General features: G+C 58.7%; 18 protein-coding genes. 12 read left to right on the forward strand and 6 right to left on the reverse strand.

Annotation, left to right across the window (positions count from 1 at the left end; translation table 11 throughout):
* Positions 1 to 21 precede the first annotated feature (21 nt).
* Both AB8804_RS04780 and AB8804_RS04785 read right to left on the reverse strand, forming a co-directional pair.
* The gene (locus AB8804_RS04780; RefSeq protein ID WP_371183618.1) at positions 22 to 498 is read right to left on the reverse strand and encodes a hypothetical protein; all 477 of its coding nucleotides are present in this window, start codon (positions 496 to 498) and stop codon (positions 22 to 24) included.
* A complete protein-coding gene (locus tag AB8804_RS04785; RefSeq protein ID WP_371183620.1) occupies positions 495 to 1,262 on the reverse strand; it encodes a transcriptional regulator in 768 nt (255 codons plus the stop codon). Before AB8804_RS04785 ends, AB8804_RS04780 begins: the two co-directional genes overlap by 4 nt.
* A 460-nt stretch (positions 1,263 to 1,722) precedes the next feature.
* Here AB8804_RS04785 and AB8804_RS04790 point away from each other — a divergent pair, with 460 nt between their 5' ends.
* The 6 genes from AB8804_RS04790 to tusE all read left to right on the forward strand — a co-directional run bounded on the left by AB8804_RS04790 (position 1,723) and on the right by tusE (position 7,809).
* Entirely contained in the window at positions 1,723 to 2,316 is a 594-nt protein-coding gene (locus tag AB8804_RS04790) for a fimbrial protein (protein WP_371183622.1), read from the forward strand.
* A gap of 75 nt (positions 2,317 to 2,391) precedes the next feature.
* Positions 2,392 to 2,898: a CS1 type fimbrial major subunit gene (locus AB8804_RS04795; RefSeq protein WP_371183625.1), complete on the forward strand. Its 507-nt coding sequence runs from the start codon at positions 2,392 to 2,394 to the stop codon at positions 2,896 to 2,898.
* Between the two features lie 74 nt (positions 2,899 to 2,972).
* Positions 2,973 to 5,675: a TcfC E-set like domain-containing protein gene (locus tag AB8804_RS04800; RefSeq protein WP_371183627.1), complete on the forward strand. Its 2,703-nt coding sequence runs from the start codon at positions 2,973 to 2,975 to the stop codon at positions 5,673 to 5,675.
* Positions 5,676 to 5,690: 15 nt separating this feature from the next.
* Positions 5,691 to 6,848 (forward strand): CfaE/CblD family pilus tip adhesin, encoded by a 1,158-nt coding sequence (locus AB8804_RS04805; protein WP_371183629.1) that lies wholly within the window; start codon positions 5,691 to 5,693, stop codon positions 6,846 to 6,848.
* A 10-nt stretch (positions 6,849 to 6,858) separates the two neighbouring features.
* A complete protein-coding gene (locus AB8804_RS04810) occupies positions 6,859 to 7,410 on the forward strand; it encodes a LuxR C-terminal-related transcriptional regulator (RefSeq protein ID WP_371183631.1) in 552 nt (183 codons plus the stop codon).
* 69 nt (positions 7,411 to 7,479) lie between these two features.
* Complete coding sequence (tusE, locus tag AB8804_RS04815) at positions 7,480 to 7,809, forward strand: sulfurtransferase TusE (protein ID WP_371183633.1); 330 nt, start codon at positions 7,480 to 7,482, stop codon at positions 7,807 to 7,809.
* On the opposite strand, the gene yccX is transcribed toward tusE, so the two are convergent.
* A complete protein-coding gene (yccX, locus tag AB8804_RS04820; protein WP_371184093.1) occupies positions 7,806 to 8,087 on the reverse strand; it encodes an acylphosphatase in 282 nt (93 codons plus the stop codon). The genes tusE and yccX overlap by 4 nt on opposite strands.
* 92 nt (positions 8,088 to 8,179) lie before the next feature.
* Here yccX and rlmI point away from each other — a divergent pair, with 92 nt between their 5' ends.
* Both rlmI and hspQ read left to right on the forward strand, forming a co-directional pair.
* Complete coding sequence (gene rlmI / locus AB8804_RS04825; protein WP_112009250.1) at positions 8,180 to 9,370, forward strand: 23S rRNA (cytosine(1962)-C(5))-methyltransferase RlmI; 1,191 nt, start codon at positions 8,180 to 8,182, stop codon at positions 9,368 to 9,370.
* Between the two features lie 60 nt (positions 9,371 to 9,430).
* Positions 9,431 to 9,748 carry a heat shock protein HspQ gene (gene hspQ / locus AB8804_RS04830; protein WP_112009249.1) on the forward strand — a complete coding sequence of 106 codons (318 nt, stop codon included), beginning with the start codon at positions 9,431 to 9,433 and terminating at the stop codon, positions 9,746 to 9,748.
* A gap of 37 nt (positions 9,749 to 9,785) precedes the next feature.
* Here the strand turns inward: hspQ and AB8804_RS04835 are convergent, their stop codons facing one another.
* Positions 9,786 to 10,199, reverse strand: a complete 414-nt coding sequence (locus AB8804_RS04835; RefSeq protein ID WP_371183637.1) for a CoA-binding protein — start codon at positions 10,197 to 10,199, stop codon at positions 9,786 to 9,788.
* A 173-nt stretch (positions 10,200 to 10,372) separates the two neighbouring features.
* Here AB8804_RS04835 and AB8804_RS04840 point away from each other — a divergent pair, with 173 nt between their 5' ends.
* Both AB8804_RS04840 and mgsA read left to right on the forward strand, forming a co-directional pair.
* Positions 10,373 to 11,035, forward strand: a complete 663-nt coding sequence (locus tag AB8804_RS04840; protein WP_371183639.1) for a DUF2057 family protein — start codon at positions 10,373 to 10,375, stop codon at positions 11,033 to 11,035.
* Between the two features lie 79 nt (positions 11,036 to 11,114).
* Complete coding sequence (mgsA, locus tag AB8804_RS04845; protein ID WP_112009246.1) at positions 11,115 to 11,573, forward strand: methylglyoxal synthase; 459 nt, start codon at positions 11,115 to 11,117, stop codon at positions 11,571 to 11,573.
* Between the two features lie 59 nt (positions 11,574 to 11,632).
* Here the strand turns inward: mgsA and helD are convergent, their stop codons facing one another.
* Positions 11,633 to 13,687 (reverse strand): DNA helicase IV, encoded by a 2,055-nt coding sequence (gene helD, locus AB8804_RS04850; protein ID WP_371183642.1) that lies wholly within the window; start codon positions 13,685 to 13,687, stop codon positions 11,633 to 11,635.
* 123 nt (positions 13,688 to 13,810) lie between these two features.
* On the opposite strand from helD, the gene AB8804_RS04855 reads away from it, so the two are divergent.
* Positions 13,811 to 14,257 carry a YccF domain-containing protein gene (locus AB8804_RS04855; protein ID WP_371183644.1) on the forward strand — a complete coding sequence of 149 codons (447 nt, stop codon included), beginning with the start codon at positions 13,811 to 13,813 and terminating at the stop codon, positions 14,255 to 14,257.
* An 18-nt stretch (positions 14,258 to 14,275) separates the two neighbouring features.
* Entirely contained in the window at positions 14,276 to 16,438 is a 2,163-nt protein-coding gene (gene yccS / locus AB8804_RS04860; protein ID WP_371183646.1) for a YccS family putative transporter, read from the forward strand.
* On the opposite strand, the gene AB8804_RS04865 is transcribed toward yccS, so the two are convergent.
* On the reverse strand, positions 16,395 to 17,021 hold the full coding sequence (locus AB8804_RS04865; protein WP_371183648.1) for a TfoX/Sxy family DNA transformation protein: 627 nt from the start codon (positions 17,019 to 17,021) through the stop codon (positions 16,395 to 16,397). The genes yccS and AB8804_RS04865 overlap by 44 nt on opposite strands.
* Positions 17,022 to 17,117: the final 96 nt, after the last annotated feature.

A 17,117-nucleotide genomic window follows, 5' to 3' on the forward strand; every position in this document is an offset into this window, starting at 1 on the left:
GCATTCTCCTTTTTTTATGCCTTACTCTCCCCGGCAAATATAGGTCGGATAGAGCCGGTCCTGAATCAGCCAGACTGAGGGCGAAATTTCAGACAGCGTCAGATAATAGCGTGCCGTCGGACGCGCAAAACTGCCCCACTGCGCATCGGGCGTATTATCATTATGCCGCCGCCACGTTTTGGTGTAGGTGAGAACAATAACGTTGTCATCGTCTCGGCGTTGCCAGTTAAAATCCATGTCTCTGTCGACAATCATATTGCGCCCTTCCGCCGACGCGGCCCCTTTATAGGTCGTCAGGCCCGTTCCATCCTTGTGGAAATAAAACTGGGCGATCGTGTTCACCTTCACCTCGCTCGCCTTTCCCTGATTGCGAATAAAATTGAACTCCGTGCTGCAGGCAAGCGCATCCCCTCTGTGAGAGAGGTAGGTACAAATGGCAAGCCCCACGGCTCCCCCCATCAGCGCACAGCCCAGCGCGGATAACAGCGTTATTTTCATTGCTCTGCCCCGCTTTTATAACGAATGGTTTTACAGAAGCTGGTTGGGCTAACCGGGCAGGCGCCGATAAAGACTTCGTCCGCGGCGGCAATGGTGAAGCGCGCGCTGAAATAGTAGATGTTGTACGCCTCGCGATGACACGCAACGTTGTTGGCCTCCAGCAGCGGTTCCATTTTTGACAGTACCAGCGGTCGACCGTGATCGTTAATCAGCCAGATGCTGCACTGGCCGATTTTCTCCTTCACCGGCTTGAGCATCGCGGGAACCGTGAGGGCCCTGGGGCTGTATATGTATATGACAAGCCCCATTGCCGCCGCGGCGATAACCGCCAGCGCCACGCGCTTCTTTCCCAGGGCAGGCCAGCGCTTAACCGGCGGTTTCTCTGCGCCAGCGATCGGCTCAGGCGCGGAGTCGGCGGGCAAAAAGCGCTTTTGGGGCTGACAGCTGACGTCCGCCTCAAAGCGGAATCCGTAGCGCGGCACGGTCACGATAATTTCGTTACGCTCGCCCAGCGACTGAAAGCCTTTGCGTAATTCACTCACGGCCTTGTTCAGATTATTCCCCGACGGCGTAAAGCCAAACGCCTCCCAGACGCGGGTAATTAATTCCTCCCGGCTGAGGTCTTTGCCCTTATTACGAATAAATTCCTGTAAAAGACGCACGGCGGGAGCCGAAAGCGTAATTGCCGATTCAGGTTGGCCCACAGGACTAATAACGTGTGTTTCAGGATCAAATAACAACGAATTATTGCATATAAAAAACATATTTTATTCTCAGGTTATACCGCGCACCTGCGTTGTTTCCGAAAAGAACAGCAGGCGGCGAAAATAGCGCGTTTATTCGCCCGTTTTCGCATCAGGAGGATCGTCCTGAACGCTCCCTTTCGCGGCATTTTCTTTTAACTAAATAACCATAAGCCAGGCAAAGCAGGATAAAAACCTGTACATCACAAGTTAAACGATACAAGTATTCACAACATGCTGTTCTGGTTAAAGTTTCCCTGCCCTGAAGCACGACGACAGCGGACGGACACGGGTGGGCAACCGCCGTGAATGAACCTCAATCAGGCAGGCATACTTGAAGCAGAACAAATTAATGAATATGACCAACACGTTTTACGCAGCCGCAATTTCACTGTCATTTTTCTCGGAAATGACAATGGCCAATATGAGCGTTTATCCCATGGAACTGAATGTGGAAAGTTCCGGTGCAGCGCAGATAAGAGTGGCATCTAAAAGTGATGATATTCAGTTCATTCGAGTGAGGCAAAAGAAAATTCTTAATCCGGGTACGCCGCAGGAGAAAGAGATCGACGTGGCCGCATGGAAAGAAGGTGGCGTTGTCGTCACGCCGGAAAAATTCGCCCTGGCCGCAGGCGCGTTACGGGTGGTTCGCCTGGTGTCGCTGACGGCACCGGCGAAAGAGAGCACGTGGCGCGTCTATTTTGAGGGCGTTAAGCAGCCGGGAAGCATTCTTCCTGCGTCGTCAGGCGGCGCGGCGAGCGCCAAACTCGGCGTGAACGTCATCTGGGGGGCGCTGGTACACCTCGCGCCGGAAAAGGTGGTGGTCTCGCTGGGCATCAACCCCGCGCGGGGAACGCTGAAAAATGACGGCACCGTGCGCGTGCCGCTGAAAGAGATAGGCGTGTGCGACGCGGCGGACAACTGCAGGTGGATTAAGGAAGACGCGACGATTTATCCCGATACGGAGCGTCAATTAAAAACGCTCGCCAGGGCCAAAGGCCAGAAATACAAATTCCGCTACTTCAACTGGATTAATAAAACGGCTGAGGAAGCAGATTTACCCGTCGTGCAATAACGCGACGTCACTGTAGAACCCCTCGTGGTTTGTTTAAAGGGCTAATGGAGCTCGTCTGTAAATATGGAGATATCAATGAAAAAGTATATTAAACCTCTGATGATCGTTGCCGCGATGTCCACTGCGTTCAGCGCGATGGCTATCCAGAAAGACATCACGGTAAATGCCAACGTCGATTCACAGCTCGACATGACGCAGGCGGACAACACCCCGCTGCCGGCCAGCATCGATATGCAGTACCTGCCGGGCCGCGGTCTGGAAAGCTACCGCCTCAACACCAAGGTGTGGTCTAACTCCGCGACCAGCAACGTCAAAGTGCGCCTTGTCAGCGCGGCAAAACTGACCAACGCCGATGGCAATGAAACGATCCCGATGACCGTGAAGCTGGGCGACAAAACCCTGAACACCACCGATGCTGAATTTACCGGCACCGAGCTGTTCCCGGGCAGCATCGAAAACGGTTCAGCCGTGCTGCCGCTGACCATCTCTCAGACCACGAAAGGCATCGTTAAAACCGGCCAGTACAGCGGCGTCGTAAGCCTGATGCTGACTCAGGCGACCACTGCGGAAGGCGGTGCGTAACCCCACAGCTCGTAAAAGGAAATACATCAGAGGGTGCCCACCCTCTGATGTCAGGATGACGTCGAGGCTCGTTCATGGCTTTTCACAGAAATACTCTCCTCTTTGCCGTATTGTTACCCGCTTCCGCTCCACTTGTTCATGCCGATATGGCTGTTCCTTCGGGCTTTGAAGATCTGGCGAAAACGCAGCGCCTGTGGACCGAAGTCAGCCTCTACGGCGATTCGCTCGGCCTGTTTGAAACCGATATTAATCTTGAAACGGTCACGTTTGTCGCGCCTGACGCGCTGATCGCCGCCGTTAAGCGACGGTTTAACGACGATCCGAAACTTATCGCCTCCCTCAGCGCGGCCTTGTCCGCCCCGCTCGCGCGTAACGGAAACCTGGCGTGCAGCAGCAACGGCTCCGCCAGCGGATGCGACTACATCGACACCCGCAGCGCGGCGATTATTTACGATGAAAACAACGCGCGCATTAACCTGTTCTTTGACAAAGCCTTCCTGCCTAAGCCCTCCGAGGAGAGCCAGTGGTATCAGCCGACGAGCGACGCGGAAAATGCCCTGATCCACCAGCAGAACATCAACTTCGTCGCCGACGAGGATTACCAGTCTGCCACCGTGCAGGGCAACGGCGCGCTGGCCGTTACGCAGGACGGCTATCTCAACCTCGACTGGACCTGGCTGGGGCAGCGTTCACGGCACCGGCAGCAGCAGGATGTCACCATCAACAACGCGTGGTTTCGCCAGGATATTCTGCGCCAGTACTACCTTCAGGCGGGCGAAATGGATACCCGCGATCTGTTCAGCAACGCGGGCGGCAACATCAACCTCAGCCAGCTTCCGCTGGGCAAGATTCGCGGCCTGCGCGCGGGCTCGACCCGCGCGTGGATCAATCCGGTCCAGCAGTCAAAGGGCACGCCGATTACCGTGCTGCTTTCCCACGATGCGCGCATCGACGCGCAGCGCGGCAACCAGCTGCTGGCCAGCTTCTATCTGAACGCCGGGGCGCAAACGCTGGACACCCGCGCCTTCCCGGACGGCAGCTACACGGTCACGCTCTCCATCTATGAAAACAACCGCCTAACGCGCACCGAGCAGATACCGTTTACCCGCACCGGCATCACCCCGTTTGACCGCGTGGAGTGGTTTATGCAGGCGGGGGAAACGGACAACGACGATCCCAGTGCGTCCCGCTCCGCCGTGGCGCAGGCGGGCGTTCGCCTGCCCATTACCCCGACGCTGGCGCTGACCAGCGGCGGCACGACCACGAAACACCATCAGTTTGTGGAAAATGCGCTCGACTGGAGCCGCGGGTTCAACGCTGGCCCAATTGACGGCGTCCTGAGCACCCGCTTCAGCTACCTGTACGGCAGCAAAGGGGAGCGCGGCAACATCCAGCAGGTGAGCTACAACGACGGCTTTTCGCTGAGCGTTTACCGCAACGCGCTGTCCGCGGATAGCTGCGACTCGCTCAGCACCGGCTTTGACGCCATCAACGGCTGCTACCGCTCGCTGTCGGTGATGCTTTCCGTCCCCGTCGGCAGCTGGTATGCAAGCCTGGGCTACTCGGACAACCGCAACGAGGGGCGCTACGTCTCCCGCCGCGAGCTTCCGGATGGCGACGACCGCCACGACCAGGGGCTTCCGTGGGACAACGTCTACATGACCCGCTCGCGATCGCAGGCGTGGCAGGGAGGCCTGAGCAACGCCTTTACCACCCGCGGGCTGAACGTCAACAGCAGCGTCAGCCTGTTTATGCGCAACGACCACTCGCGCGACGGCCGCGACAAGGGGGCCTATCTCAGCGTAAGCGTCTCGATGGCGCACAGCCGCCAGGGCGATGCGTCAAGCTATACCTCGCTGGGCGCCACCTGGCAGCACCAGCAGCGTCAAAAGGACCAGATGAGCTACAGCGCGTCGCACAACTGGTATACCGACGCGCGCGGCGAGAACGAATACGGCCTTAACGCCTCGGGCATCAACAGCGACTCGGTTAACGCGTCAGCCTATACGCGCCAGGGGGGCCGATACGGCAACGGCAGCCTGACGGTCAGCGACGCCTGGGATCGTCAGGACAGCAAGCATACGCTGAGCAGCAGCGGCAGCTACAGCTCCACCCTTGCCCTCTCGCGCTCCGGCCTGTGGTTTGGCCGCTGGAGCGACGGGCGTCCTGCTTCCGCGATTGCCGTGGACGTTCTCACGCCGGAAGAGACGCCGGATTCGCGCGTTGCCGTGTCGCTGGACAACGGCGGGAGCGCGGACGTCCCGGCCAACGCGCGGGCGCTTTTCGCCCTGCCGGGCTACCAGCAGACGACCCTGACGGTGAACGAATCGCTGGACGTCTCCCACGGGGCCAGCAGCGAGATCACCCAGGGGTCGGGCAGCCGAACCGTCTTTATGGTGCCGGGAAAAATGCTGCGCCGCGATGTGCAAACCACGACCCGCTACACCTGGCTCGGCCAGTTGACCGACGGCCAGCAAACCCCGTTCGTCGGCGGCGTGCCGCTCAACGTCAACGGCTGGAGCGATTTGGGCAACGGCGGCTTCAGCGCGCAGAGCGACGCCCTGCTCCACGCCCTCTACCTGGTCAAGCAGCACCAGTTTTATTCCTGCGCGCTGAAGGTGAAAAGCATGCGCGACGTGGTGCGCTACGTCGGGACGGTGACCTGCGAAGAGCTGACGTTCTCGGCGCTGCCGGAAACGGTGCAGCAGCAGGCGCAGCTGATGCTTGCCGGACGCGCGCCGCTGGCGAGCCCAACGGCGATGAACGCTGAAAAATAACGACAGGAAGATGATGTGAAAAAATTTCTCTTTATTCTACTGCTGCTCAGCATATGGGCAGCCCAGGCGAGGGCGGGCAGCCCGGCGGGCAGAAACACCAGCGTCGGGGTGAGCTTCGATCGCCTGGCCTCCCCCGCGCGCCTGGACATCTGGCTGCACGAGTCGGGCGGCTTTATCGCCAGCGATCCGCAGAAGTGGGGGCGAAATACCCTCACCTGCCCGTCGCGCACCGACCCGACCTTCGGGGCCTGCATGACGGCGCCGGTGTGGTTTACGGCCAACCCGGCAGCGCCCTATCCGATTAACCTGCGCTTTACCCACGCGGTCAGCAAAAAAACGGTCGACGTTAAGGTGTATGGCGAAAAGCACATGTTCATGAACGGCAAAACCTACGCCTTCGCCAGCTACGTGACCGGCGGCGCGGGAGATATCGCGGCGTGGAACAGCGAGCCGTATTTCGATTTCTACATCGTGAAAAGCGAGCTCAACAAGCTCAACCAGGCCGGCATCTGGACCGCCACGCTGAAGCAAAACCTGCGCGAATGGGGAAGCGCCGCCTGCGGCGGCAACTTTAACGACGGCAACGTGGGCTGCCCGGGCTATCTGACCATCGCCAACTGGCAGGCGTCGATTCGCATCGAGGTGGTGGATTCAGGCAATCAGCAGATCTATCTGCCCGCGTTCCCCCACTCGACGCCAATCGTCAACCTGAACCTGACCAACTTCCCGGGCCGCCCCGGCGGCAGCGAGATTCAGGGCGAAAGCACGCTCGACATGTGCCTGTACGACGGCAATAACAGCGCCAGCCCGCGCGCGTTTATCCGCTTCGAGGACGACGGCGCCGACGCTGCCGGGCGCGCGGACGGCGCGTTTTCCATTCGCCGCCGCGGTGGCAGCCCCACGCAGGAGCGGGATCGCCTTGACTACCGCGTGTCGGTGACTAACCCGATAACCGGCGCGAAGGAGAGCGTGACGAACGGCAAAGCGATCGTCTGGCAAGGCACCTATAACCCTGATTATCTGCGTCAGGTCGTCCTGCCCGGTGGCCGCGAAACCGTGCTGTGCATTCCGGCTCCCATCATGCTGACCACGCCTGCCTTTGCCGCCAGCAGCAAAAACGCCGGGGACTACACCGGCACGCTGCGCGTGATCTATACCCCCAGCACGCTATGACGAGGGAACCGTGAGCTACGCCATTCTTGATAACAACCGATTTTATGCCGAAGGACTGCGCTTTTCCCTCCTGCGCCGCCACCCGCAGGCCCTGGTGGAGAGCCAGGGCATTCGCTGGCATCCTGCGCTGCTGGCGCGCGACACGCTGGCGATCCGCTGCCGTTTCTCCATTACGGCCGCCCATCAGTCGCTGGTAAATATTCTTTTCCGGCTTGAAGCCGCGCGCTGGCAGGGTTCGCTCTATTTGGTGTGCAACGAAAAGGGCTGGGCGCTGGCGACGCACCTGCGCAAGCGCTTTGAGGCGCTGAGGATTTATATCATCGACGACAGAATTGCCGTCGCGGACGCGCCCTACGTGCTGGTCAAAGAGCCCCGGCGCACGCGCAGCCTGGACAGCTGCCTGACGGGAACCGAGTTCAACGTGCTCGACCTGCTGATTGGCGGCATACCCGTACGCCATATCGCGATCCTGACCAATATGGCGGAGAAGCAGGTCTCCACCCATAAGTGCAACGCGCTGAAAAAGCTCAATGCCAACAACCTGCTGCAGCTGCTGCTGTAGACGGCTGTTTATTCCACGGCGGCACTTTTGCTACACTTCGCAGGTTTTTTGACTAACGTGTGAATGATTATGTTGAGCTTTGAAGGCAAAGAGATCGAAACCGATAGCGATGGCTATCTGAAGGACAGCGGCCAGTGGAGCGAAGCGCTGGCTGAGGTGATTGCCGAAAAAGAGGCCATCGTCCTTACCCCGGAACACTGGGAAGTGGTGCGCTTCGTGCGCGCGTTTTATCTCGAATTTAACACCTCCCCCGCGATTCGCATGCTGGTGAAGGCGATGGCGAATACCTTTGGCGAAGAGAAAGGCAACAGCCGCTACCTGTACCGCCTGTTCCCGAAAGGCCCGGCCAAGCAGGCGACCAAAATTGCCGGCCTGCCAAAGCCGGTGAAATGCATTTAATAGCGAATACCAAAGTTCACGTATTCTCTGCCGGGTTGATGCGGTTCGGTCAGGACCTTATCAACCCGCGCGCTGCGCGGCCCACCCGCTTTTAGCCACGCCATCAGCTTTTCCACCTGCGCCGCGTCGCCGCAGGCCAGCACCTCGACGCTGCCGTCGTCCATGTTGCGCGCGTAACCCGTCAGCCCCAGCTCCAGGGCCTCGCGCTGAGTGCTGTAGCGAAACCCGACGCCCTGAACCATGCCGTGAACCCAGGCGATTGTGCAGACTTTTGACATCATCTCTCTCCTTATCCGTCAGGCGCGTTGCATTTCCCCACTGAACTCGGGAAAATGGCGGCCATTTTCTTGAATCGACAGAATAGCAAATTATGAGCGTACGTTTAGTGTTAGCCAAAGGGCGCGAGAAGTCATTGTTGCGCCGCCATCCCTGGGTCTTCTCCGGCGCGGTTGCCCGCATGGAAGGCAAAGCCAGCCTCGGTGAAACCATCGATATCGTTGACCATCAGGGGAAATGGTTAGCCCGCGGCGCCTATTCGCCGGCGTCCCAGATCCGCGCGCGCGTCTGGACGTTCGACAAAGATGAAACCATCGATATTGATTTCTTCGTCCGTCGCCTGCAGCAGGCGCAGCAGTGGCGCGAGTGGCTGGCAAAGCGCGACGGGCTGGACAGCTATCGCCTGATTGCCGGTGAATCCGACGGCATGCCTGGCGTGACGATTGACCGCTTTGGCGATTTCCTCGTGCTGCAGCTGCTGAGCGCGGGTGCCGAATACCAGCGCGCCGCGCTGATTAGCGCCCTGCAGTCCGTTTTCCCGCAGTGCGCCATTTATGACCGCAGCGACGTGGCCGTGCGTAAAAAAGAAGGCCTCGAGCTGACGCAGGGGCCGGTTACGGGCGAACTGCCGCCTGCCCTGCTGCCTATCGAAGAGCACGGCATGAAGCTGCTGGTGGATATTCAGGGCGGCCACAAAACCGGTTACTACCTCGATCAGCGCGACAGCCGCCTGGCGACCCGCCAGTACGTGGCCGATAAGCGCGTGCTGAACTGCTTCTCCTACACCGGCGGTTTTGCGGTCTCTGCCCTGATGGGCGGCTGCGCGCAGGTGGTGAGCGTTGATACGTCACAGGAGGCGCTGGACGTGGCGAAGCAGAACGTTGAGCTGAACAGGCTGGACCTGAGCAAGGCCGAGTTCGTGCGCGACGACGTGTTCAAGCTGCTGCGCAAATACCGCGACCAGGGCGAGAAATTTGACGTTATCGTGATGGACCCGCCGAAGTTCGTCGAGAACAAAAGCCAGCTGATGGGCGCCTGCCGCGGCTACAAAGACATCAACATGCTGGCTATCCAGCTGCTGAACCCGGGCGGCGTGCTGCTGACCTTCTCCTGCTCCGGCCTGATGACCACCGATTTATTTCAGAAAATCATCGCCGATGCCGCAATAGATGCGGGTCGTGATGTACAATTTATAGAGCAGTTCCGTCAGGCGGCCGACCATCCCGTGATCGCTACCTACCCGGAAGGGCTGTATCTGAAAGGGTTTGCCTGTCGCGTCATGTAACTTGAAAAGAGAAATATTGCCCGCACATAGAGCGTAAGCAATGTTTCCCGGGAGGTGACTATGATTGCCAGCAAATTCGGTATCGGCCAGCAGGTCCGCCACACCTTGCTTGGGTATTTGGGTGTGGTCGTGGATATCGACCCGGAGTATTCCCTCGATGAACCGTCAGCCGACGAGCTGGCGGTTGACGCAGAGCTTCGCGCCGCGCCCTGGTATCACGTGGTCATGGAAGGCGACGACGGGCAGCCGGTGCACACCTACCTTGCTGAAGCACAGCTGAGCGGTGAGCTGCAGGAAGAACATCCGGAGCAACCCACCATGGACGAACTCGCACAAACGATCCGTAAACAGCTACAGGCTCCCCGCCTGAGGAACTAACGGTGTAAAAAAAGCCCGATTATCGGGCTTTTTTTTGTCACTTCGCCAGCCCCAGCCGGGGGATTTCAATCGCCGGACAGCGGTCCATCACGACCGTCAGCCCCGCGTCGCGCGCCAGCACCGCGGCCTGCTCGTTGATCACCCCAAGCTGCATCCACAGCGTTTTCGCACCAATGGCGATCGCCTCCTGCGCCACGCCCCAGACGGCCTCCGAGTTGCGGAATACATCGACCATATCAATTTTTTCCGGCACGTCAGCCAGCGTGGCGTAGCCCTGCTGGCCCAGCAGCGTTTTTCCCGCCACCTTTGGCGACACGGGAATCACGTGATAGCCCTGATCGAGCAAATACTTCATGACCCGATAGCTTGGGCGATCGGGTTTGTCGCTTGCCCCGACCAGCGCAATGGTGCGTGTGGACGTCAGAATCCCGGCAATATCGTTCTCTTTCATGCTCTTCCTCCTGGCTTTTTTCAAAGTGTACGTCATAGCACGCGGTACAACCATCTATCCCATACGGACGCATGAGGGCAAAACGGGGTTTTATGTCTATATGTTAGTAAACGTGAACCGAGAAAAACGTAGACACATTATAACGACACACGTCCTTTCAACAGGAGCGCCCTATGAAACCCGGCCTTGCCTCTGCGGTGATTGCGTTAATTATGCCGGTTTGCGTCTTTGCCACCACGCTGAGGCTCTCTACCGATATCGATCTGCTGGTGCTGGACGGGAAAAAGGTCTCGAGCTCGCTGCTGCGCGGCGCTGACAGCATCGAGCTGGATAACGGGCCGCATCAGGTGGTTTTCCGCGTTGAAAAGACCATTCGCCTGGCGAACCACGAGCAGCGGACCTATATCTCTCCGCCGCTGGTTATGAGCTTCGACACGCAGCGCGTCAGCCAGGTTAACTTTCATCTTCCGCGCATTGAAACGGAAAAAGAGTCAATGACATTCGACGCCGCGCCGCGCATCGAGCTGCTTGACGGCGATGCAACGCCTATTCCCGTTAAGCTCGACATTCTGGCACTGACGCAAAACCCCAGGGGCACCGATTATGAAGCCGACACGGAAATCTATAACAAAGCCAACAGGCGCGCCTCCCTGCCCCAGTTCGCCCCCCTGATGGCCGACGACAGCACGCTGTTATCCGGCGTGTCGGAGCTGGACGTCATTCCGCCCCAGTCCCAGACGCTCACCGAGCAGCGGCTGAAATTCTGGTTCCAGCAGGCCGACCCGGACACGCGCGCCCGCTTTATGCAGTGGGCAAAGCAGCAACCGTCGTCATAAGCCACATTTTTTCATCCTTCTCTTGCAGCGTCAGGCGCTTCCCGTCATCGTGTAGCCAGATAAACTGACGGACATATTTATGGAACTGACAACTCGCACCCTCCCCGAACGCAAACACATTGCTCTGGTGGCGCACGACCACTGTAAGCAGATGCTGCTCAACTGGGTTCGCCGCCATCAGGCGCTGCTGGAGCAGCACACGCTCTCCGCCACCGGCACCACCGGCAACCTGATCCATCGCGAAACGGGTCTTGAGGTGAACGCCATGCTGAGCGGCCCGATGGGCGGCGATCAGCAGGTTGGCGCGCAGATTTCGGAAGGCAAGATTGATGTGCTGATTTTCTTCTGGGACCCGCTGAACGCGGTGCCTCACGATCCGGACGTAAAGGCGCTGCTGCGCCTGGCGACGGTGTGGAATATTCCCGTCGCAACGAACCTGTCGACGGCGGATTTCATCATCGAATCGCCGCAGTTTGGCTCGCCGGTTGAGATCCTGATCCCTGATTATCCGCGCTATCTTGCCGAAAGATTGAAGTAGCTTTTGTTGCCGGGTGGGGGCTACGCCTTACCCGGCCTACTCTTCTTCGCCTGTCTTCGTTATGGCTTGCGCGCCACCGGCACGTCAAGACTCTTCAGGATATCAACAAACGTCGATGGCGCATCGCTGTTGAAAAGCAGCCAGACGCGATGGCGCGCGCGCGTTATCGCCACGTACAGCAGGCGACGCTCTTCGGCATCCGGGAAATCTTCCGGCACCGGAAGCAGCGCTTCTTCCATAACGGATTCACGCGCGGGCGCCGGGAAGCCGTCGCTGCCATCCTTCAATCCCAGCACAATCACGTAATCTGCCTGCTGGCCCTTGCTGGCGTGAATTGTCATAAAATCCAGCTGCAGCGTCGGCCAGCGGGTGGCCGCTTTTTCCAGCGCCGCGGGCTTAAGATGATGGTAGCGGGCCAGCACCAGAATACGCTCGTCCGGTTTCGCATAGCCGCTCAGCTTGTCCAGCAGCGGCTCCAGCTTGTCCTCCGGCAGCAGCGTCACCGCCTTTTTGTCCCCCTGCGTCAGGCTGTTCAGCGGCTTCGCCAGCTGATACGGGTTTTGCTGGACAAAGCGGTTAGCAATTTCACCGATGCGCGAGTTAAACCGGTAGGTGGTATCGAGATCGCTGCGATCGCCTTCGCCAAAATAGTGGTGGAATGCGGTCGTCAGCGAGAGCTGCGCGCCGCTGAAGCGGTAGATAGCCTGCCAGTCATCGCCAACGGCAAAGAGCGAGGTGTGCTTATTCTGCGCGCGCAGCGCCGCGAGCAGCGCGGCGCGCTGCGGTGAGATATCCTGGAACTCGTCAACGAGAATATGCTTCCACGGGCTGACGAAACGGCCTTTTTCCAGAATGATAATCGCCTGATGGATGAGGCCGGAAAAATCGACGGCGTTTTCCTCTTTCAGCGCCGTTTTCCAGGCTTTCAGCATCGGCGCCATGAGCTTAACCCGCCTGGAAAACAGGTCGCGGATCGCTTCCGGCGCGTTTGCGATCATCTCAGCCTGCGAGCCACCGTGCATGCGCATCAGGCTCACCCAGCGGTCGAGGCGCGAACCCAGGCGGCGCGCCAGCTTTTCATCCTGCCAGAAGCTGCCTTCCGGCACCGTCCAGCCAAGCTCCTCTTCCAGCCACTGCCGCCACCCCTTGGCCTGCGCCTTTTTCTCGCTGCACTGCTGTCGCCACGCCTTGATAAACAGATCCCGGCGCGCCTGAGCGTCGTTTTCCAGCCTGCTCACCACCGGTACCTTTTTACTGCCCTGCTGAATAATATGCAGCGCCAGGGAATGGAAGGTGCGGGCCGAAATATCCTCGGTGTGCAGGCGCTGCTGGATGCGCTCATCCATTTCCTGCGCCGCTTTGCGGCCAAACGCCAGCAGCAAAATCTGATCCGCCGCGGCCTCGCCCGTCGTCAGGAGCCAGCCCGCGCGCGCCACCAGCACCGAGGTCTTGCCGCTGCCGGCCCCCGCCAGCACCAGCAACGACCGCTCGCCGTTAACCACGGCGCGCGCCTGAGCAGGGTTAAGCGGAGAGGATTCAATATTGCGGAAGAAATCGGCATGCCGGACCAGCATGGCATCGGTCCAGGCCTGGTTATGTGCCAGCCGACTCTTATCAATGTCGCCGAGCCATGCCTGACACTTGCGCCACGCCTCGCGGCAGTTTTCAAATTCATCAAGGCGCGATGAGGGGAACGGCAGCGCGGCGATGGCCTGCGCGATCTTTTGCTGCAATTCTGCGGTTTGCTGGCGGGTCAGCCATTTTTGCTGCTCGTCGCGCTGGGCAATATCCTCCAGCACCTGCTCAAGCACCTGCGCCGCAATCACGCTCATCTCATGGCTCCACCGCTGCCAGAGCGCATTCAAATGGTGATGGAAATGCTGAGTTTCTGCCCACTCCGTGCCGTGCAGGCGCACCACCTTATCGGTGGGCAGCACAAACTCCAGCTCGCCCCATACCAGCCCGCGCTTGCAGTGGATCGCCAGAAGCTGATTAAACGGAATGAGATACTCGTGGCGTTCTCCAGAGACCCTCACCCCGGCATTAAGAAGGACGACCTTGTCGTAGGGATGCTGCGCCAGGCGTTTGCCCATTGAAGTTGCTTTAAGTTCCATGTCCCGCCAAATCCACGATGAGATAAATTACCTGACAGTTTAACTGCCAGTTTTAAGGTGCTCCAGCCTAAAAAAACGTTACAATCACCCGGCGTCAATCATAGCGAAAGGAACTGAGGGTTTATGCGTACCGTTTTGAATGTCCTGAATTTTGTCCTTGGCGGTTTTGCCACCACCCTTTCATGGCTTTTTGCCACGCTGGTCAGCATCGTGCTGATTTTCACGCTTCCCCTGACGCGCTCCTGCTGGGAAATCACCAAGCTGTCGCTGGTTCCTTACGGTAACGAAGCGGTTCACGTGGATGAACTCAACCCGGAGAGACAAAACGCGCTGATGAATACCGGCGGAACGCTGCTGAACATCCTGTGGCTGATTTTCTTTGGCTGGTGGTTATGCCTGATGCACATCTTCACCGGGATTATGCAGTGCGTCACGATAATCGGCATTCCGGTCGGCATCGCCAACTTTAAGATTGCCGCAATTGCCCTGTGGCCTGTCGGGCGCAGAGTGGTATCGGTTGAAGTCGCGCAGGCCGCGCGAGAAGCAAATGCTCGTCGTCGTTTTCAGTAAAAAGGAGTGGCCGCGCTCATGCTAAGCCCACTGCTTCGCCGCTATACCTGGAACAGCAGCTGGCTCTATAACGCCAGAATCTTTATCGCGCTTTGCGGAACGGCGGCCCTGCCCTGGTGGCTTAACGACGTAAAGCTCACCATCCCGCTCACGCTGGGCGTGGTCGCCGGGGCGCTGGCGGATCTTGACGACCGACTGACCGGGCGCCTGCGCAACCTCGTTATTACCCTGATTTGCTTCTTTATTGCTTCAGCCTCCGTGGAGCTGCTGTTTCCGTGGCCCTGGCTGTTCGCACTCGGGCTGACGCTCTCCACCAGCGGGTTTATTCTGCTCGGCGGCCTCGGGCAGCGCTATGCCACCATCGCCTTTGGCGCACTGCTGATTGCCATCTATACCATGCTTGGCGTTTCGCTGTACGATCAGTGGTATCAACAACCCATGCTGCTGTTGCTGGGAGCTATCTGGTACAACCTGCTGACCCTGACCGGGCATCTCATCTTTCCGGTTCGCGCGCTGCAGGATAACCTCGCGCGCAGCTATGAGCAGCTGGCGCACTACCTTGAGTTAAAGTCTCGGCTGTTCGACCCGGACATCGAGGACGATAGCCAGGCTCCCCTTTACGATCTGGCCCTGGCAAACGGCCAGCTGGTAGCGACCCTGAACCAAACCAAGGCCTCGCTGCTGACCCGACTGCGCGGCGATCGCGGCCAGCGCGGAACCCGCCGAACGCTGCACTACTATTTTGTAGCCCAGGATATTCATGAACGCGCCAGCTCCTCGCACGTTCAGTATGCGGCGCTGCGCGAGAAGTTTCGCTACTGCGACGTGATGTTCCGCTTCCAGCGGCTGCTGTCGATGCAGTCTCAGGCCTGCCATCAGCTTTCGCGCTCTATTTTGCTGCGCACGCCGTACCAGCACGATCCGCGCTTTGAGCGGGCATTCAGCCATCTTGATGCGGCGCTCGATCGCGTTCAGGCCAGCGGCACGTCGCCTGAACATATCAACGCCCTGGGATTCTTGCTCAATAACCTGCGCGCGATTGATGCCCAGCTGGCGACCATCGAGTCGGAGCAGGCGTTGGCGATGCCGGGCTCTGATGCCGAGAACCAGCTTGCCGACGACAGCCTGCACGGCTTTAGCGATATGTGGCTGCGCCTGAGCCGGAATTTTACGCCGGAGTCTGCGCTTTTCCGCCATGCGGTGCGCATGTCGCTGGTGCTGTGCGTCGGCTATGCCTTTATTCAGATAACCGGTTTACACCACGGCTACTGGATCCTGCTGACCAGCCTGTTTGTCTGTCAGCCCAACTACAACGCCACCCGACACCGCCTGGCGTTGCGAATCATCGGCACGCTGGTGGGCGTCGCCATCGGGCTACCGGTGCTCTACTTTGTGCCCTCAATTGAGGGGCAGCTTATTCTCATCGTGATAACCGGGGTGCTTTTCTTTGCTTTTCGCAACGTGCAGTATGCGCATGCCACCATGTTTATCACCCTGCTGGTGCTGCTGTGTTTCAATCTGCTGGGAGAAGGCTTTGAAGTCGCCCTGCCGCGCGTATTCGATACCCTCATCGGCTGCGCTATCGCCTGGGCGGCGGTCAGCTTTATCTGGCCAGACTGGCGTTTTCGCAATTTACCCCGCGTGCTGGACCGGGCAATGAACGCAAACTGCCGGTATCTGGATGCGATCCTTGAGCAGTACCATCAGGGCCGTGACAACCGCCTGGCCTACCGTATCGCCCGCCGCGATGCGCACAACAGTGACGCAGAGCTGGCGTCCGTCGTCTCCAATATGTCAACGGAACCCCGCGCCACGGCAGAAATTCGCGAAACGGCGTTCAGGCTGCTTTGCCTGAACCACACGTTTACCAGCTATATTTCTACCCTGGGCGCCCACCGCGAAAAACTGACCAGTCACGCCATTCTGAGCCTCCTGGATGACGCGGTGTGCTATGTCGATGATGCCCTGCACCATCGGCCTGCCGATGAGCCTCGCGTTAAGCAGTCGCTGGACGAACTGTCTCAACGCATTGCACATCTCGATCCGGGTACCGACAGCAAAGCGCCGCTGGTGCTCCAGCAAATTGGCCTGCTGATCGCGTTGCTGCCGGAAATTTGCCACCTTCAACAGCGTGTTGCTACCTGGCGTAGTGACTCTCGCGCTGCGCAGGCAGCGCATTAACCCACTCCGTTAGCTCCCGGCGAGTGTCAGCCGGGAGCGCGGCCTCATGCAACCCTTCAATGGCCCCCTCAAGTGCAAAGAGCACTTTAATGCTTAGCGCCTTGTTAATCTGACGGATCTTTAGCCAGCTCTCTTTCGCACCCAGCGTTCGCAGCGTTTCTTCATTCATGATCCCCGCCTCATAGAGCAGCACCTCAATCTGGAACGTCAGGTTAGGCAGATCTTTTAGCCGGTTACGCTGGCGCCGCAGATGGCGCTCGTTTCGGGCCGCATCCAGCGCGAATGAAGAGAGCTGCAGCAGCTTATCTTTGTCCTGCCAAAGGCAGTCGTCCACGCGATAATAATTCAGCAGTATCGGTCTGCCGCGCTTGACGAGCGTCAGGAACGACGAGGCGTTTTTCGCACAGTAGGTCGCACTTTGCTCGCAGGCTCTAAGATAGAGCTCGCCGTCCGAGACCATTGCAAACACAGCGTCATCGACGGCCAGCGTATATCCCCCAAAGAGGGCCCGGTGGTTGATCTCACCCAGTGGAGAGAGGTATTCCTGAGATTTATAAATCCGTTCATAAGATATCTTTTTCATAATAATTCCCTTAAAAATCAAAAGTTAACAGCAGCATTTCTTACTAGCGGATCCGTTAGCAGGAAAATAGGCAACTTATTGCCTGTGAGCAAGATG

It is taken from the genome of Enterobacter sp. KBR-315C3_2022, from assembly GCF_041399425.1.
In the GTDB taxonomy this organism is placed as follows: Bacteria; Pseudomonadota; Gammaproteobacteria; order Enterobacterales; family Enterobacteriaceae; genus Enterobacter.

Bases quoted from the DNA above. Each gene is read 5' to 3' on its own strand.
- AB8804_RS04780 (WP_371183618.1), bottom strand. From the start codon at position 498: ATGAAAATAACGCTGTTATCCGCGCTGGGCTGTGCGCTGATGGGGGGA.
- AB8804_RS04785 (WP_371183620.1), bottom strand. From the start codon at position 1,262: ATGTTTTTTATATGCAATAATTCGTTGTTATTTGATCCTGAAACACAC.
- AB8804_RS04795 (WP_371183625.1), top strand. From the start codon at position 2,392: ATGAAAAAGTATATTAAACCTCTGATGATCGTTGCCGCGATGTCCACT.
- AB8804_RS04800 (WP_371183627.1), top strand. From the start codon at position 2,973: ATGGCTTTTCACAGAAATACTCTCCTCTTTGCCGTATTGTTACCCGCT.
- tusE (WP_371183633.1), top strand. From the start codon at position 7,480: ATGTTGAGCTTTGAAGGCAAAGAGATCGAAACCGATAGCGATGGCTAT.
- yccX (WP_371184093.1), bottom strand. From the start codon at position 8,087: ATGTCAAAAGTCTGCACAATCGCCTGGGTTCACGGCATGGTTCAGGGC.
- rlmI (WP_112009250.1), top strand. From the start codon at position 8,180: ATGAGCGTACGTTTAGTGTTAGCCAAAGGGCGCGAGAAGTCATTGTTG.
- hspQ (WP_112009249.1), top strand. From the start codon at position 9,431: ATGATTGCCAGCAAATTCGGTATCGGCCAGCAGGTCCGCCACACCTTG.
- AB8804_RS04835 (WP_371183637.1), bottom strand. From the start codon at position 10,199: ATGAAAGAGAACGATATTGCCGGGATTCTGACGTCCACACGCACCATT.
- AB8804_RS04840 (WP_371183639.1), top strand. From the start codon at position 10,373: ATGAAACCCGGCCTTGCCTCTGCGGTGATTGCGTTAATTATGCCGGTT.
- mgsA (WP_112009246.1), top strand. From the start codon at position 11,115: ATGGAACTGACAACTCGCACCCTCCCCGAACGCAAACACATTGCTCTG.
- helD (WP_371183642.1), bottom strand. From the start codon at position 13,687: ATGGAACTTAAAGCAACTTCAATGGGCAAACGCCTGGCGCAGCATCCC.
- AB8804_RS04855 (WP_371183644.1), top strand. From the start codon at position 13,811: ATGCGTACCGTTTTGAATGTCCTGAATTTTGTCCTTGGCGGTTTTGCC.
- yccS (WP_371183646.1), top strand. From the start codon at position 14,276: ATGCTAAGCCCACTGCTTCGCCGCTATACCTGGAACAGCAGCTGGCTC.
- AB8804_RS04865 (WP_371183648.1), bottom strand. From the start codon at position 17,021: ATGAAAAAGATATCTTATGAACGGATTTATAAATCTCAGGAATACCTC.